This window comes from Variovorax sp. GW821-FHT09D07, assembly GCF_059416345.1.
The window spans coordinates 61,361-77,080 of record NZ_JBWKOY010000001.1 but is presented as its reverse complement, the minus strand read 5'-3'; the positions used below and the strand labels follow the sequence as shown (position 1 = coordinate 77,080).

The following is a 15,720-nucleotide window of genomic DNA, read 5'->3' as shown; positions in this document are numbered from 1 at the left end:
CTCAGGTTCCGGCGCTAAGTCCTTGTCGCCAATCAAGCGTCCTACCCCTGCGGCGACCAAATTCTGCTGATTCCTTGACCAAAAACTAAGGACTCTCGGACCACAAACACGGGACAGGCGCAGATTCCGTGACTGCAAAGGCGGGACAGGCGCGGCGCTTGCGCTTCGGCTTTGGGTTGAAAACCGCATCTGGCATGGCCTAGGAGCCCACGGAACGCTTGCCCTTCGACCTTGGTGCCAAGGCGGCGCTGAGCAACGCACGGGTGGCTTGGTGGGCCTGCTCTTCACTGGATAGGCGCTTCAGAAGCTCATCACGGCGCTCCTGCAGTGCCCGGATGTCGTCCTGCGAATGCCCCTGCGTAACTTGAATGAGAACGAGCTCGCTGCGCATCGACGCCAGATTTCGTGTGGCCTCGTTGAGAGATTCTTCGGTCCGCTCCCGAAGTTTGCGCTCCTTGAGCAACTCCCCGTTGGCCTGACGCGCGGACACACGCTCACGGTCGACTTCCAGCAGCAATCTCTTTTCGCGCTCGGCATTCACCTGCTCGCTTTGACGCGCCGTCGCGTTCCACGTCGCTTGCTGTGCAGTGAATTCGAGGCGCTGCCGTTCCTGGGAGGCTTGCGCCTGCTCGAGCGATTGTTCGAGCTGTCTTGCCCGCACCTCGGTCTCGTGGCGCCCGCGTGTCGCGACTTCCAGTTGTGCCTGGCTGGAGTCGAGGGCCTGTCGGGCTGAAGCAAGGGCGCTTTCTAGGTCGTTGCGTGTGTGCTCGAGCGCGGCTTCCTTCTGTGCCAACTCTGCCTGTCTGGCATCCAGCGAGGTGGCCCGCTCTTCGGCTTCCTTGCGCAAGGACTCCGCCTGCAGTATCTGCGTTTTGGCCGCATCCTCGCGCGCGAGATTCCAGAGCGTCTGTGCCGCCTGCATGACCACTAGGGGCACTCCCTCATCCTCCGCGTCCGCTGGCAGATTCTTGCCGGATCCATGGTCAAGCCGCTTGCCCAGCGTGGCAAACCAGCGCTCCAGCATCGGGCTGACGGTATTGGGTGAGCCGCGTCCGATTTTCTGTCGGACCCGTTCAATCGTCGGGCGCTGACCTTCGGCCAGCAATTGGTCCGCCGCAGACCACACATCTGCTTCTTGAATGCCTCTCCCACTTTTGCTTTCCATCGCCCTGCTCCGGTCCTAGAATTTACCAACGATAATTGAATGTTATCGGGATTTATCGGGATTTTATGTTAGACATCATATGTGTATATATGACTTGATATGGAAGACGACCCTGACCACTACACGGTGACCTCGCAGCCCGATGACCCCGGTCACACCGGCCTGCGACATCGTTCAAGCCGCGATCCCGCGCTGCTGAGTGCCATGGCCGAGCAGGCCGCGCGCGATCTGCTGCGCGAAGGCGAATCGCCCAACACGCGCGCCTCATATCGCAGCGCCATGCGCTATTGGGCGGCCTGGTTTTCCGCGACCTATGATCGGCCGCTGGAGTTGCCCGTGCCGGTAGCCGCGGTGATTCGCTTCATCGTCGATCACGCTGATCGCACCACCGCCGAGGGGCTATGCGCGGCCATGCCCGAATCGGTCGACCGCGCGTTGGTCGACGGCGGCTACAAGGCCAGACTCGGTACGCCAGCGCTGAGCACCGTGGTGCACCGCATCTCGGTCCTGTCCAAGGCGCATCAGCTCACCGGCGCGGCCAACCCGTGCGCCGACGAAGCTGTGCGTGAACTGCTGGCCAAGACGCGCCGCGCGTATGCCCGCCGAGGCGTCACGCCGCACAAGCAGCAGGCCCTGACCCGAGAGCCGCTGGACGCCCTCCTTTCGACCTGCGATCGCTCGTTGCGCGGCGTGCGCGATCGCGCCCTCCTCCTGTTCGCCTGGGCCACGGGCGGGCGACGCCGCTCCGAGGTCGCGGCGGCCACGATGCACAACCTGCGGCGTGTCGCCCCGGGCGCCTACCTCTACACACTGACCCATTCCAAAACGAACCAGAGCGGCGCGCAGCGCCCGCAGGACACCAAACCCCTGGTGGGCGCGGCCGCTGCGGCGATGGACGCCTGGCTTGCGGCCAGCGGCTTGACCGCCGGTGCCCTCTTCCGGCGCGTGCGCAAGGGTGGCCACGTCGGTGAGGCGCTCAGCGCCGCGGCGGTGCGCAACATCGTCAGGGAACGCTGCCTGTTGGCGGGCATCGAGGGAGAGTTCTCCGCGCACTCACTGCGCTCAGGCTTCGTGACCGAGGCCGGCCGGCAGAACATGCCGCTGGCCGAAACCATGGCCATGACCGGCCATCAGAGCGTCGCCAGTGTCGTGAGCTATTTCCGAGCCGAAGCCAGCCTCGCCAGCGGCATTGCCCGGCTTTACGACACCAAAGAAGCATGAGCTGGCTGGCAGGCCGCGCCGCGCAACAAGTCCTGGCGACGCTCGGGCGAACTCCCCGCCATTCACCCGCGGTGATGTCGCAGCTCAAAAAATCGGCTACAGCGCCTTGACTGTTCTGGCCGCTTCTCCACGCGGATCCTCATAGCCTGGCGCGAGCTGTGCGTTGCTCCCGTACAGCGACAGGGGGTCCTTCAACCAGAGCGCGTATTCGAGGCCGCGCAACCGGTGATCTCATCGACTTGGACATCTTCTCGGCCATGGCCCGATTCAGGGTGACCGACGGCAGACTCTCGAACTCCCGGCAAGGCGTCCATCGATGAGCGATAGCTACTTCGTGAACGCGATAGAAGTCGGAGCGAGTCCTGTCGCGATCGTCGGCACTCTCATGGGCGTCAAGGCGCCCGTGTCGGCATCGATCGCGTAGGCCGACAGCGAATCGGAGTTCTGGTTTCCCGTGTAGACGAATCGACCTGATGGATCGATGGCTATCGGGAAGGGCCCAAGGCCCGTGGTCGCAATCGGAGCTCCGATCGGGCTCAGCGCACCGCTGACGCGGTTGATGGCGTATGTCGAGACACTGTTGGAACCACGATTCGCAACGTAGGCATATCGACCCGCCGGATCGATTGCCACGCCGGCTGGATTGACGCCGGCGGCAAACGGAGAGCCATCGACAGGTGTCAGCGCACCGGTATTGCCGTCGATCCGATAGGCCGACACGTTGTCACCATCGAGATTCGTCGCGTAGACGAAACGACCTGTAGGGTCCACGGCCGCCTTGACAGGGAGGGCTCCCGCGGCGAAAGGTGATCCAGGTACTTCGATCAGTGCCCCTGTGTTCGCATCGATGGCATAGGCCCACATCGAATCTCCAGCAGCCGTCACATACGCGAACCGACCGAGCGGATCGATGGCAATGCCTTGAGGTCCACGCCCTGTCGCAAAGGGCGATCCAGATAGCTGCGTCAAAGCGCCCGTGCTCGCATCGATGCGATAAGCGGCGATCGAGCGCATATCGATGTTGACCATGTAGAAGAATCGACCCTTGGGGTCGAAAGCCCCGGCGACGGGGTGTCCCCCGCTCGAAAAAGGTGATCCAGGCACTGGCGTCAGCGCCCCGGTGCCGGCGTCGATGACATAGGCCGACACCGAGGGTGCACCCCAGTTCGCCGTGTAGGCGAATCGACCCGTGGGATCGCTTCCGACGAAGAAAGGCTGGCGTTCCGCGGCGAATGACGAGGTGGGGCTGAGGGTACCGTCGTTGCCGACCGCATAGGCCGACACGCTGTTGGAGTTCTGATTGGCCACGTACGCGAAGCGTGCCGGTGCCAGCGCGGATGGCGTGGTCACGCAATTCACTGCGATGGATGTCACCGACGTCGTCGTCACAGGGCCGCTCGCGTTGCCGACGGTGCAGGTCTGACTCAGGAACTGCGGCTGAGCCTTCACCGTCACGTTGTAGGTCCCTCCGCTGATGACGGGTGTGGCGAAGCTGAAAGTGCCCGGGGCCGAAATGTCGATGGCGAGATCGTCCCCCGCGTTGTTCTGCAAGACCAACCCGCGTCCCATCAACCCGGTGACGACGCCACCGATCGTGTAGCTGTTGGTCGAACACCGAACGGCGACATTCGTTATGTCGACGTCGGCCACCGTCGCACTCGCGTTGTCGACCGTACAGGTCTGGGCGGGATTCGTGGGCTGCGTCTTCACCGTTGCCGCGTACTTCGCACCGCTGGCGACAGGCGCAGCAAATCGGAAGGCGCCATCGGCTGCGATCGTCAGATCGTCCCCCGAGTTGTTCTGCAGCACCAGCCCTGCACCGACAAGGCCCACGACCTTTCCGCTGATCGCATAGCTGGTGGTGGCGCAGACGACCGCCACGCTGTCGATGGCCACGTCCTTGATCGTGCCGCTTCCGAAGTTGACGCTACAGATCTGGGAAGGCCCCGTGGGCTCCGTCTTCACCCTCACCGCGTAAGCCGCGCCGCTGGCCAAGGCTGTGGTGAAACGGAAGGCCCCATCGGCGGCGACCGTGAGATCGTCGCCAGCATTGTTCTGGAGCACGAGACCGCTGCCGACCAGCCCTTCGATGCGGCCGCCGACGGTGTAGCGCACCACAGGTGGCTCGGGCTGAACGGGAGGTGGCCCCTGCACGATGGGCGGCACGATTGGCAGTGCGGTCGTCCCGCCCGAACCGCCGCCACCGCACGCCACCAGGACGATCAACAGTCCGGAGAGAAGAAGTCCACGCGCAGATCGTTGAAGAAAAAGTGAGCGCTCAGGGGCGTTGGAATGAGTGGGAGTCTGCCGAAACATGAAGACCTCTGGGAGGAAGGACCTGAATGGAAGGCGATCCTAGGGAGGATGTTTTCCATGCGCATTGGACTAAAGTCCAATACTCAGAAAAATCGAACGGCTCCCTGCCCACCGTTCTGCTGACCGACGATCACGCCATGTTTCGCGAGGGCATGGCGCTGGCATTGCGTCTGGAAGACAGCTGCCTCGTGATCGAGATCGCCGTCGGACTCGGAAACGCCGATGTCTGCGTGGAAGCTGATATCGACTGGAAAATCCGAGGAATGGGCGTTAGAGCCCAGCATTGAAGTTTGGGCTCTTCTGAAATTCTCTGTGCGACCGCCGCAACTGCCCCGTTGTTGAACCGGCAGAAGTTCTGGACTACGCTGCTCGCATGTTCGACGTCGTCCGTGGCGGCAACGCCTTGTATTTCCCGACATCCCGGCAACGAAAATCGGGTGGTGCATGGGAGGGGATCGTCCAAATTGTCTCGGCGGAGGGGACCGAAATCCATATATGCGCTGCCTGTCGAGACAATGCCGACGAAGCCGCGAGAGATGCGGTTCTGGATGCGCTTCTTTTAGCTTGCGACAAACCCGCCTTCGACGACTAGGCACTCTTTCGAGAGCGTCTATCCCGAAGTTCGTGCCACTATTTTTCGCTCAGTCTCGCTTCGGAACCGCTCGAGATGTGTCGCGACGCGCACCTTCATCTCACTCAAGTGCTCTGCACTCGCGGGGCCACCATTCACCGAGGCCATGCGTGTCAACTCGAGGATGCGATCCATGCGCGCGGTGAACTCGGGCAGCCTATTCGAGTACATGTCCGCGAACAGATCTTCAAGCAAGAAGCGCAGGGAGGTGATTCGGGCCGATTGCTCGAATTGCTCCTCGAAGATGGGTTGCAAACTCGCGTCTAGCAAGACCAGTGTGTCTTCTCTGTCCATTTTTCGCTCCTAGCGGGCGTAGTGCTGTAGTGGCCGAACTCCGATGGTCAGCGGCGTTCCGGCGAAGCTGCGACGCCAACCGGAGAAGCGCAGAGCTTTCAACCCGAACCGTCGGTCAAGCGCGGATACCGGCAACGTCAGCACTGCGGCGATAGTACCCATTCCCGAGAGCGCACGATCTCGCCAGTGAACCGCTTCGATGTCGGTAGGCGTCCGGCAAACACATCTTGAACGCCTGACGCCCGGCTTGGCGCTGGGCCGGCACGGCAAAAATCTGTACCGGCGCTAACATCCATGCTGCCGCTCGGATTTGTTTGCATGCCGCTCCCGAGCTTTTTGTTATTTTTGTGCCATGCACTCGCCAGCCACCCGTGAGGCCCTTGAGCACTGCCGCCGCCTCGTAGCAGGAGCGGACGCGAACGATGAACTGCGGGTGCTGGCGGGCAACCTTCTCGACCACCTGCTGGAGATGCACGATGCGCATCGCATGCGTGTTCCAGTGCTTCTGCTTGCCCTGGACTCTCTGGAACTGGTGCGCGTCCGGTCCTTATGTGGGGTAGCGCACAGAGCGTGAGACCAGGAAGTGCCACCATCGCTGCATGGCAAAGATCCCCGCTACGACGAGCAAGTCGATTCAGCAGGCCTGGGCGGCTTGGGAGACTGCTGTTGAAGCCGTCCTGCAAGACATCAATCGAATTGCAAAGGGCGGGCAGTCAAACCCTGCAGTGACGTGCGAATTGATGGCCGCAGTTGAAGTCGCTCGCCTGCGATGCGAGGAGGTGGATCCTTGTGACGTACCCCTCATCAGCACCAAGCCCGGCCCTCGAGAGACTCACACAAGATGAGTTTGCCGGTTGTGTACTGTTCGACAGCAGCCGAACACGGTCGGGCGGAATGGACCACACCACGAGGGCGCCGTGCAGGAAGCGCCGCGCCGACGGCACCCGCAGGCGATCAGTCGTGGTACGGGAAGACTTGGCCTTGAGGCCCAGGTGCTTGGCTGCGCGCAGCAGCGTGGCGGTATCGATCGGCTCGGAGGGCGTCAGGCCCAGTTGATGCGAAAGCAGTGACGCGTCGGCTGCAATCTGGTGGAAGCGAGCGACAGTGCACAGGGCCATGAGAGAAGGGTTCGCAACGCCCCCCCCAAGGACCTCTTGCGGCGACACGCCAACTTCTCCGTGCTGTTGCACGACCATCCCTCCGACGCCCATCTGAAATCCCTCGAATGTTCTTCTGAAACATCAAGATACTTCGGGGAAATGGACGAACCATGACAGTTTTGCGACGGAGATGCGGAAACTCAATGGCAAATTGGTGACGGTTACAAGATCGATGTGAACGACCGCCCTGTTCACGAGTGCCCCATGCCTCATATTTCCGGAGCTATTCGACTCGGTTGTTCTCGTCTATGCAGATCCGCAGGGGACTCTACTGCCGCGAGACGCCTAGAGCCCGCCCGAGGTCATCTATGTGCAATGTGCCGTGAATGACAAGCCATGTGCATCAGAATTTTGTGTTTGGGACGTAATCCCCAACCTCACATACGCCGTTGAAATTGGTATTCAGCTCCGTGGTTTCAATTTTCATGCGGCCTGTCTTTCGATTTATCTCCCCTCTTGTGTACATTCTCTTATTTCTAATTAATGTGCTATGAAAAATTATTCTTTCATCAAAAATACTGTAGTCCTGACTGTACTCCCCAGGTGTTCCAAAACCATTATCTTTTTGAATTTCATAAACCAATTCGTTGGACTTGTTTCTAATTTCAAATCCTCCGCCCATGGTCAGAAATATGTGAGTCTTGCTGCCATCGCTTCGCTCTCCTGAACACTTCAGTTTCAATTGATTATTTGGACCGAAGGCGCTAGCCATTCCGCACAGCGCGCTTGCCACAAGAATGGCTAGTATTCTCCATTTTTTACCTGCTCTAGATGCGCTCATGATTTTTGACCGTAATTTTTATTAAATCGACTTCACGACAAAAAATGAATCTAAAGATTAATTTCATTGTCAATCAATTTTCAAAGCCCCTCGAGATTTCCACGCACCATAAAAAAAGGGCTGCGCAGTTTTAGCATTGAGCTCGACAGGATTCAAATTTTTCTTGCGAGCGCTTTATGCAGATGGAATCGCCTCGGCAGGCCGCTCGCTCCTGCTCATAGACGCGATAGCAGTCTTGCTTGATATCTTTGCAACGGTCTGCATATGCTGCAGAGCCAATTGCCAAGAGCGCTGCCAGGAGAAATTTTTTATGCATACATTTCCTTGATTAATAGAATTTTAAGATCACCCTCACAAGAAAATCAACAGCGTCTTTTTCATCATTTCAATTGGGGGGTTAAGTTTCTTTGAAGTGATTCAAGGATTTTTAGTTTCGAAGCAATCACCTAAGAGATATTCGGACGGTTACGGTGCATTCGTGAGCGTCAACAGGTGTGGAGGAGCCAACGCTCTGCCCTGTTTCCCTGAGATATTGGGCCTACTGCTGCGGTAGCCAAAGTGCCTTCCTGGTGGACGAGCAGTCGCAAGTGCCCAGGCTCATGTCCTTCATGTTGGGCTTTCGCTTCGCGTACTCAGCGGCCGACGACTTAGCTTGAGCGCACGCGGATGACTTGGAGCTGTAGCTGACGGCAGCGGATTGCTCTTCCAAGGCGGGCGGGCCATCGGGGTAGAGGTTGCCGCCCCCAATGGAGCCGCTTTGCGCGACGGCAGGAACATGGAACGCGCTGGCGATGTCGATGAGTGCGAGCGGAAGAAGTCGCCGTGAATTGACAAGGGCACGCATGGCGAGGATCTCCTCATTGTTGTTGGTGAGCGCCGTAGCTCCCGCAGCGGGACTCCTCAAGATAGTGATAAGGCCTGTCGCGTTTGTCATCCTCCAAATAAGGGATGTACACGCCGTAATGTGACGAGCTACAGGAGCAGCGCGTGTATGTCCGCAGCAAGAGCCAGATGGATCCCTGTGCGGCTCCACCGGCCATGAGTCGGGGCAATGCAAGTGGAGGCTCGCGCGTCGCTGCCGCGCGCCCCGATGACCAAAGTTGGCGGCCGTGTCGATCGCGGAAGGGATGATGCCTTCGGGAAGGCCCGGGGGAGCATCAGCACCTTCGACGTTTGCGCCACCCACAACGATGCCGTTCACCCGCTGAGCATCCGCGTCGCGCCCTTGACCAGGGCGTTGTGCAACTCCTGCGTCACGCGCGACGCAGTCAGTACCACCAGCGGCACCATGATCCGCTCCCGCAGCGGCATGGGCTGTACGCCCGCGTAGCGATGCAACGCAAAGGGCGCAGGCAGGCAGGTGCAGCCACGGCCGGCGCCGATCTTGGCGAAGACATGCAACGGATCGGGTGCTGGCGCCTCGGCCTTCGGCCGAAAGCCATGCGCCGTGTACTCGCGCGTGAACTCGTCGTACATGCGTGCGTTGACGCTGCGACTGAAGCGGAAGAATGGCGGCAGGGACTGCAGGTCCCGCACCGCAATGCGCCGCTGGCGCGCGAGATCCGACCTCGCAGGAACGAAGGCCATGAGGGGGACCTCATCGACCAGGTCGCCACGCAGGCGGTACATCGAAGCCGGCCAGAGCACGATGGCGGCATCCAGCTCATTGCGCCGCAGGGCCGAGGCTGCGGCAATCGTCGTTGTCGTTTGTACGTCGATCCCGCTCGCATGCCCCGATTCCACCAAGCTCCGTTCCATTGCGGACAGTCGGTTCAAGTGAACCCAGTTCAGAACGCCCAGGCGAAGACGCGGCAGCTTGTTTGCGGACTGGGCCACATGCTCGAGCGTCGCATCGAAACTGTGCATCAGCTCCGCGAAGCTGCGCATGGCCAGCTCTCCGGCGCTGGTCAGCCGCACGCCGTGCGTATTGCGCTCGAGTAGTTGCAGGCCCAGTTCAGCCTCCAGCTCTGCGATCTGCCGCGACGGGGGGGGCTGCGTGATGGCCAGCCGCTCGGCGGTGCGCCTGAAGTTGCGCTCCTCGTGAAAACAGCCACGCCAAGAACATCGTCCGCAATACCAGCATCAGGCCAACCCTTTGGTATCCCGGACGGTAGCCGGTCCTGGGCACGATTGTCATTGCCACCTCAGCCAGTGCGCACTCGCTCACCGCTGCCTTGTTGTGGGCCAGCCACGAAGGTCCGCTTAAGGCCGCGCGCGGTGGTTTGTGAGAGTACGCCATGTCCTGGTCGCATGTCGCACGACTATCTCTGCGACTTAACGGCGCTCAAGATCGCCTCTGTCTCAGCAGCCACTTCACGTTTAGGCACGAAGATCGGCTGTCCATTCTTGCCACCAGAACCAACTGCACCATTTGCAATCAACGCTTCAGCAATCGCCCCTCCAATAGCTGCGCCAACTACGGCCTGAGGAAGTCCGATGCCAGCAGGCCTGTTGAGCACACTATCTTGCACAACGCCATCGATCACAACCCTATTGATTCTCTGGTTTGGCAAGTAGAAGAGTTGCGTTTGCGGCGAAGTCTCAGCAGCCATCGCGACGCAGAACCCGCCATATGCAAGAGGTTCTTCGATTGATCCATTTGGGAGCTTCGAGGCCCCCAGGACCATCAGCGGACCGGAAGCGAGGAAGTACCTGTAGCGGAGGTCTTCGTATTTAACTGTATATTTTCCCGGAAGCAACGCGTGATAGTTCACTGCGTCGGGCCCGCCGCCAGCGATCGCTGAGAACATTAGCTTCTGGGCAAGTTGAATTGATTCGCCTTGAACTGTCCGTAGATTGGGATCGCGAGCTGCACATCCAGACATCACCAATGCAGCGAATACAAAGTAGACCCCTTTTCTCATTGCTTCCTCCGTCCTCAAGTTCGTTCTCAAATGCGGCGCTTCGCCAATCAAGCGTGGCAGCGGCTTCCCCTTCCAGGTGAATGTACTCTCCCACCTCGATCATCTAGTGCGGTGCGCGAGATGCTTTTGCCGCACGGGCTGTTGACGCAATGGAGCCCACGCCGCTCTGAGCCCAACACTGCGCCCCCCCCGAGCGGGTCTTGGCCCTTACATAGCAGAGCGCCTTCGGGGCCCGTGAATTGCTAGACCACATCATCGTCGCCCCTAGGGATTACTTTGACGCGGTAGACGTGAACCGCAACTCAACACTCTGCGGGACGGCGCAGTCGCCCGCATGCACCGCCGGCTCAAAGCGCGCACCCGCCAACTGCTCTCTGATGGCTGCGTCCAGCGCGGGGGCGACCGGTGGATAGGGAAACTGGATCGTGCCCGGGTCGACTTGACCGTCCGTACCAACAACGAATCGGGTCAAGGCACTGTCTCGGACACCGATGCCGTTCAGATTTTTGCTCAAGCTGATGGCACGGGCCGAGCGTTCGACCTCGAGTGTGTTGAAGACGTACTGGCTGGGCGCAACTCCCGGCACTTCGGGGGGACACCCCTTAGCCAGGCGAGCCGGATGCTCCGGCAGCACGGTGAAACCTGGCGCGGCACCTAACTCGCGGTGCCGGTGGTACATATCCAGGATCACGTTGGTCCTACGTCCGGACGCGCATGAGACGGTGTAGTCGTCCAGAGTGTTGCCGTACGGCCCAGGTCCGAGGCTGCCCCGGCGCTCGAAAGTCGGCGCATCGCCTTCTGGGCAACGCAGTCGCAGCAGGTAGTCACGCTCTCCTATCGGTCCGGCCGACCGTACTGGATTCGCTCTAGAGCCCAGGGGCGCAGACAAATCCAGCGTCGTGGCAGGCGGAGGTCCGCTATCGACGGGTCGTACGAGCTTCAGCTGGGCCAGACAAGCAGCCGGGGCGGACAGGACGACGCTCAACAATGAAAGGACGATGCGCTGATGCGTCATGAATGAACCGGTCCCCGATGGAATGCCATTTGGATCACCATAGACATCGAAGCTCGGGGACGTCTCTTTTGGGCCCAAAGACGACGGTCAGACGTCGTGACTGAAATACAGCTCGCAGTCTAAAGCAGCCATCGATTTGCGACCTCCGACAGCCATTGCCGCTCGGCGCCATCCGCCACAAACTCCTTCCCGATCACAGCAACGATGACGCCTTGGGCCGGCGCTGCAGCGCCTTCTCGGATCGCTGAGGCACGGCCGGCAATCGCATCGATTACTGGAATGACATCGACCTCATCGCCTATGCGTGGGCACTGACTCATCTGCCTTTCAGATAGGAACCATCTAGAAAAACAGGCTGTTCCGATAGATGGAGCGCCCCTACTCTTCGGACATGCAGATCGCCGACGTTGGCGCCCTGCTGACAACCATCTCAACCCCCTACCGTCCAGAAGAGAGCCCATCATGAGCACAGTCATCCGTTTCCACACCTACGGCGGCCCCGAAGTCCTGCAGGTGGAAGACCGCAGCGTCGGAGCGCCCGGTCCCGGCCAGGTGCGCCTGCGCCACGACGCCATCGGCGTCAACTTCATCGACACGATCTTCCGCCAGGGCATCTATCCGGTGGCGTTGCCGTCGGTGCCGGGCGTCGAGGGTGCTGGCGTGGTCGAGGCTGTCGGCCCCGGCGTCGAGACGTTTGCCGCGGGCGATCGCGTGGCCTATTTCCTGGCGCCGGGCAGCTATGCGGCCGACCGGCTGATCGACGCCGAGGCGCTGGTGAAGCTGCCCGAGGACGTCACGACCGAACAGGCGGCCACCGTGCTGACCAAGGGCCTGACGGCATGGACCGCAATGAACGGGTTCCACCGCCTGCAGGCCGGCGAGACGATCCTGGTGCAGGGTGCGTCCAGCAGCGTCGGCTTGCTGCTCGCACGCTGGGCCAAGGCCCGGGGTGCCACGGTCATCGGCACCGCGGGCGCCGGCAAGCGCGATGCCCTGCGCGCCGACATGCACCACGCGCTGGTTTCCAGTGACGCCGACCTCGCGGGGCAGATCCGAAAGATCGCACCCCAGGGCGTCGACGTCGTCTACGAGTTCGTCGGAAAAGCCACCTTCGCGGCCTCGCAAGCGAGCGTTCGCGACGGCGGAACGATCGTCAACATCGGCGCCGCCTCCGGGGCACCCGAGATCGACGCGCCCTCGCTCGCGGCCCGGGATGTGAAGGTGCTCGGCGGCCCGATGGCACAGCATCTGCAAGGCGAAGCGCGCGAACAAGCGACACGCGCGGTGTTCGATGCGCTGCGTGCCGGCGTCTTCGGCCAGATCGAGGTCACGCACTATCCGTTGTCGGCTGCGGCCACTGCGCACGCGGACATCGCAGCCCGCAGCCGCTCGGGGTCGGCCATCCTGGTGCCGTAACCCGACGCGCCTTCGGCGCTTCCGTATGAAAGAAAGCCCGCCAGCAGCACTGGCGGGCTTTTTGCGTCCTTGAAGCCGGCGGGCACGAAGGGCGGAAGCATCGACCGCCCTCCTCCACCCAGCGCCCCAACGCCGATACCTCGGGGTCCTAGCGGAACAACAGGCCGATGCCGAAAACGATCCCGGCCGTCGCAAACGCCGTCAACAGGCAAGGAAGAATGAAGAGCGCAACGCCGAGGTCTTCGTGGTGCTTGTCGATGAAATTCCAGAGCTTCATTTCGATCTCCTGGTGGGTGATTCAAGTGACAGGTTAGGGAGATTCCGTCTCTCGCAGAAGCCTGAATTTCTCGATCCAAGCCATCGATTCGAACGATGGATGGCGACGGGACCTCACACAATCTGCCAGGGTTCGCCTCCCCCGTCCCCACGAAAAAAAAGCCCGCCCCATCACTGGGGCGGGCCTTGTGTTTGTGCCGGCTCAGCGGGTGGCCAGCGAATGACGCAGCACCTGCTTGCGGTTGTCGATGCTGAAGGCACCGGCGCCGAAGGCCACGACCTGGACCAAGCCACCGGCCATCGCGAGGTTCTTCAGGAAGTGGAACAGCTGGTTCTGGTCGCCCAGCGCGTGGTGAAAGATGAGCGCCGAGGCGATCGAGAACACGGCGAGCCCGAGCGCGACGACTCGGGTGCGGTAGCCCGCCAGCAGCAACAGGCCGCCGCCCAGTTCGATGGCAATGGCCGCCAGGTAGCCCAGCAGCGGCGCGGGCAGGCCCACCGACGCGATGTAGCCCTGGGTCGCCTCGGGCGCTGCGATCTTGCCCAGGGCGCTGACGATGAAGATCGCCGCCAGCAGGATGCGTCCGACGAACGGCAGGACGGTGGTTTGGGTGGTGGAAGTGGTGGTCGTGGTCATGATGAATTTCCTAAGTAAGTGGATTGAAAGCACAGGGGTTGAAGAAACTGAAAGCCGAACGGCGAGTCAACGGATGCGTCCGTCCGCACGAAGCTGTCGCCCGAGCCGGGCGATTTCCGCCTCGCCTTGTTGCAGCGCCTCGGGCGAGGTGTGAACGGAGTAGTAGCCCAGCACGAGGTCGTGCGGGTGCTTCACGGCCGACCCGACGATGAAGTCGGTGTCGCCTTCGGCAGTGAAATCGATGGCGCTGTTCGATTCGTCGAACACCGCGAGCTCGCCTTGCAGCCGGTCGCCGGCCACGCGCAGCTCGCCGCGGTGCACGTGGGTCCAGGCCACGTCGTGCCCCGCGGGCGGCTGGTAGCGCCAGCGTTCGCCCGCGGCCAGCCGCACATGCAGCAGGTTCATGCCTTCCGGCGCGGCCACGCGGCTGTGCGCGCCGTCGTGGCGCCCCAGCACGATGCGGGCAGGGCCAGCCTGCGGCACGGCCTCGGCGGGCAGGTACTGGCTGTGTGCCATGCGGTTCTCCAGGCTGCGCGGCAACGCCACCCACACCTGGTAGCCCTGGAAGCGCTCGAAGCCGCTCGGGCTCGCGTCGTGCCACACGCCGTTGCCGGCCCGCATCCATTCGACGCTGCCCGCGGACAGCGTGCCTGAGGCGCCGGTCGTGTCCTCGTAGCGCAGGTCGCCCGAGAGCAGCACGGTGATCGTCGCAATGCCCGAATGCGGATGCATCGGGAACAGCGCGTTGCCGGTGGGCTTGAAATCGAAGTAGTCGAGAAAGACGAACGGTTTGATCAGCTCGCCGATGTCCGACGGACTGACGACGCGCGTGACCTGTCCGTGCGCCCGGCCTCGGGTGCGGGCCACGATGCGGCGCGTCTGGACAGACAGGGCCGGCGGGGATTCGCTGACTGCGTGCTCCATGGAATTTCCTTCAGGTGATGAGATGGCCTGAAGGTTAGGAGCTGGACATCCCCCTGAGAAGCCTATATCTTTCGATGCAATCCATCCAAAGGAACGATAGATGCTCGATGGCTTATCCATGGACCAGCTGCGCACCTTCATTGCCGCAGCGGACGAAGGCAGCTTCTCGGCGGCGGGCCGCAAGCTGCGACGGGCGCAGTCGGTGGTCAGCCAGACGCTGGCCAATCTCGAAGCGCAGATCGACGTGCAGCTGTTCGACCGCTCGGCCCGCTACCCGCAGCTCACCGAGCAAGGCACCGCCCTCCTCGCGGAAGCCCGGGTGGTCGTGAGCAGCATGAACGGCTTCAAGGCCAAGGCGCGCACCATGGCCGAAGGGCTGGAGCCCGAGCTGTCGGTCGCGGTGGACGTGATGTACCCGATGGAGTCGCTGACGGTGGCCGTCGGCCTGTTCCGCGCGGCTTTTCCGCACACGCCGCTTCGCCTCTATGTGGAGGCGCTGGGCGCCGTCATCCAGCCCGTGCTGCAGGGCACGTGCCGCCTGGGCATCATCGGGTCCATGCCCGTCGTGCCCGATGCCGTGGAGGCCGAGAAGCTGCTCGACGTGCCGATGGTCACGGTGACGGGCAGCGCGCATCCGCTGGCGCGCCGCAAGGGGCTGATCCGGATGCGCGAGCTGGAAGAGCACGTGCAGCTGGTCCTCACGGACCGCACGAGCCTGTCGGACGGCAAGAGCTATGGCGTCTTCTCGCCCTCGACCTGGCGCCTGGCGGACCTGGGCGCGAAGCACGCCTTCCTGCGCGCGGGGTTCGGCTGGGGGCACATGCCGCAGGCCATGGTGCGGCACGACCTGGACACCGGTGCGCTGGTGCAGATCCAGATCGAAAACTTCCAGCCGCGCACACCGCCCATCGCGATGTTCGCGGCCTACCGCAAGGATGCGCCGCCGGGGCCGGCCGGGCGCTGGTTCCTCGAGCAGCTCAAGCAGGCCGATTCGCCCGCCCGCGCGTAGTGAAGCAAGGC

18 protein-coding genes and 1 pseudogene are annotated in these 15,720 nt (G+C 61.9%); 5 read left to right on the top strand and 14 right to left on the bottom strand.

Features of this window, described 5'->3' with window-relative positions:
* Window positions 1-199: 199 nt before the first annotated feature.
* Window positions 200-1,165, bottom strand: coding sequence for a DNA-binding protein (locus tag AC07OX_RS00345; protein WP_495262964.1), 966 nt, complete (start codon window positions 1,163-1,165; stop codon window positions 200-202).
* Window positions 1,166-1,264: 99 nt separating this feature from the next.
* On the opposite strand from AC07OX_RS00345, the gene AC07OX_RS00340 reads away from it, so the two are divergent.
* On the top strand, window positions 1,265-2,386 hold the full coding sequence (locus tag AC07OX_RS00340; RefSeq protein WP_495262965.1) for a tyrosine-type recombinase/integrase: 1,122 nt from the start codon (window positions 1,265-1,267) through the stop codon (window positions 2,384-2,386).
* 327 nt (window positions 2,387-2,713) lie between these two features.
* On the opposite strand, the gene AC07OX_RS00335 is transcribed toward AC07OX_RS00340, so the two are convergent.
* The gene (locus tag AC07OX_RS00335) at window positions 2,714-4,501 is read right to left on the bottom strand and encodes a lactonase family protein (RefSeq protein ID WP_495262966.1); all 1,788 of its coding nucleotides are present in this window, start codon (window positions 4,499-4,501) and stop codon (window positions 2,714-2,716) included.
* A 227-nt stretch (window positions 4,502-4,728) separates the two neighbouring features.
* Here AC07OX_RS00335 and AC07OX_RS00330 point away from each other — a divergent pair, with 227 nt between their 5' ends.
* Both AC07OX_RS00330 and AC07OX_RS00325 read left to right on the top strand, forming a co-directional pair.
* On the top strand, window positions 4,729-4,989 hold the full coding sequence (locus tag AC07OX_RS00330) for a hypothetical protein (RefSeq protein WP_495262967.1): 261 nt from the start codon (window positions 4,729-4,731) through the stop codon (window positions 4,987-4,989).
* An 86-nt stretch (window positions 4,990-5,075) separates the two neighbouring features.
* On the top strand, window positions 5,076-5,294 hold the full coding sequence (locus tag AC07OX_RS00325; RefSeq protein ID WP_495262968.1) for a hypothetical protein: 219 nt from the start codon (window positions 5,076-5,078) through the stop codon (window positions 5,292-5,294).
* Between the two features lie 18 nt (window positions 5,295-5,312).
* On the opposite strand, the gene AC07OX_RS00320 is transcribed toward AC07OX_RS00325, so the two are convergent.
* The 9 genes and pseudogenes from AC07OX_RS00320 to AC07OX_RS00280 form a co-directional block, all read right to left on the bottom strand.
* A complete protein-coding gene (locus AC07OX_RS00320; protein ID WP_495262969.1) occupies window positions 5,313-5,627 on the bottom strand; it encodes a hypothetical protein in 315 nt (104 codons plus the stop codon).
* Between the two features lie 115 nt (window positions 5,628-5,742).
* Entirely contained in the window at window positions 5,743-6,111 is a 369-nt protein-coding gene (locus AC07OX_RS00315) for a hypothetical protein (RefSeq protein WP_495262970.1), read from the bottom strand.
* A gap of 229 nt (window positions 6,112-6,340) precedes the next feature.
* A complete protein-coding gene (locus tag AC07OX_RS00310; protein WP_495262971.1) occupies window positions 6,341-6,745 on the bottom strand; it encodes a cysteine peptidase family C39 domain-containing protein in 405 nt (134 codons plus the stop codon).
* Window positions 6,746-7,130: 385 nt separating this feature from the next.
* Window positions 7,131-7,568, bottom strand: coding sequence for a hypothetical protein (locus AC07OX_RS00305; protein WP_495262972.1), 438 nt, complete (start codon window positions 7,566-7,568; stop codon window positions 7,131-7,133).
* Between the two features lie 538 nt (window positions 7,569-8,106).
* Window positions 8,107-8,412, bottom strand: a complete 306-nt coding sequence (locus AC07OX_RS00300) for a hypothetical protein (protein WP_495262973.1) — start codon at window positions 8,410-8,412, stop codon at window positions 8,107-8,109.
* 353 nt (window positions 8,413-8,765) lie between these two features.
* Entirely contained in the window at window positions 8,766-9,455 is a 690-nt protein-coding gene (locus AC07OX_RS00295; protein WP_495262974.1) for a LysR substrate-binding domain-containing protein, read from the bottom strand.
* A gap of 18 nt (window positions 9,456-9,473) precedes the next feature.
* Window positions 9,474-9,599: pseudogene (locus AC07OX_RS00290) on the bottom strand (helix-turn-helix domain-containing protein); the annotation flags it as partial.
* 230 nt (window positions 9,600-9,829) lie between these two features.
* Window positions 9,830-10,432, bottom strand: coding sequence for a hypothetical protein (locus AC07OX_RS00285; RefSeq protein ID WP_157754977.1), 603 nt, complete (start codon window positions 10,430-10,432; stop codon window positions 9,830-9,832).
* 271 nt (window positions 10,433-10,703) lie between these two features.
* A complete protein-coding gene (locus AC07OX_RS00280; RefSeq protein WP_495262975.1) occupies window positions 10,704-11,123 on the bottom strand; it encodes a hypothetical protein in 420 nt (139 codons plus the stop codon).
* Window positions 11,124-11,909: 786 nt separating this feature from the next.
* Here AC07OX_RS00280 and AC07OX_RS00275 point away from each other — a divergent pair.
* Window positions 11,910-12,863, top strand: coding sequence for a quinone oxidoreductase family protein (locus tag AC07OX_RS00275; RefSeq protein WP_495262976.1), 954 nt, complete (start codon window positions 11,910-11,912; stop codon window positions 12,861-12,863).
* 148 nt (window positions 12,864-13,011) lie between these two features.
* Here AC07OX_RS00275 and AC07OX_RS00270 read toward each other — a convergent pair whose 3' ends face one another.
* The 3 genes from AC07OX_RS00270 to AC07OX_RS00260 all read right to left on the bottom strand — a co-directional run bounded on the left by AC07OX_RS00270 (window position 13,012) and on the right by AC07OX_RS00260 (window position 14,700).
* A complete protein-coding gene (locus tag AC07OX_RS00270; protein WP_307636462.1) occupies window positions 13,012-13,140 on the bottom strand; it encodes a hypothetical protein in 129 nt (42 codons plus the stop codon).
* A 201-nt stretch (window positions 13,141-13,341) separates the two neighbouring features.
* Entirely contained in the window at window positions 13,342-13,776 is a 435-nt protein-coding gene (locus tag AC07OX_RS00265) for a DoxX family protein (RefSeq protein WP_495262977.1), read from the bottom strand.
* A gap of 66 nt (window positions 13,777-13,842) precedes the next feature.
* A complete protein-coding gene (locus AC07OX_RS00260; protein ID WP_495262978.1) occupies window positions 13,843-14,700 on the bottom strand; it encodes a pirin family protein in 858 nt (285 codons plus the stop codon).
* A 100-nt stretch (window positions 14,701-14,800) separates the two neighbouring features.
* On the opposite strand from AC07OX_RS00260, the gene AC07OX_RS00255 reads away from it, so the two are divergent.
* A complete protein-coding gene (locus AC07OX_RS00255) occupies window positions 14,801-15,709 on the top strand; it encodes a LysR family transcriptional regulator (protein WP_495262979.1) in 909 nt (302 codons plus the stop codon).
* Window positions 15,710-15,720 lie beyond the last annotated feature (11 nt).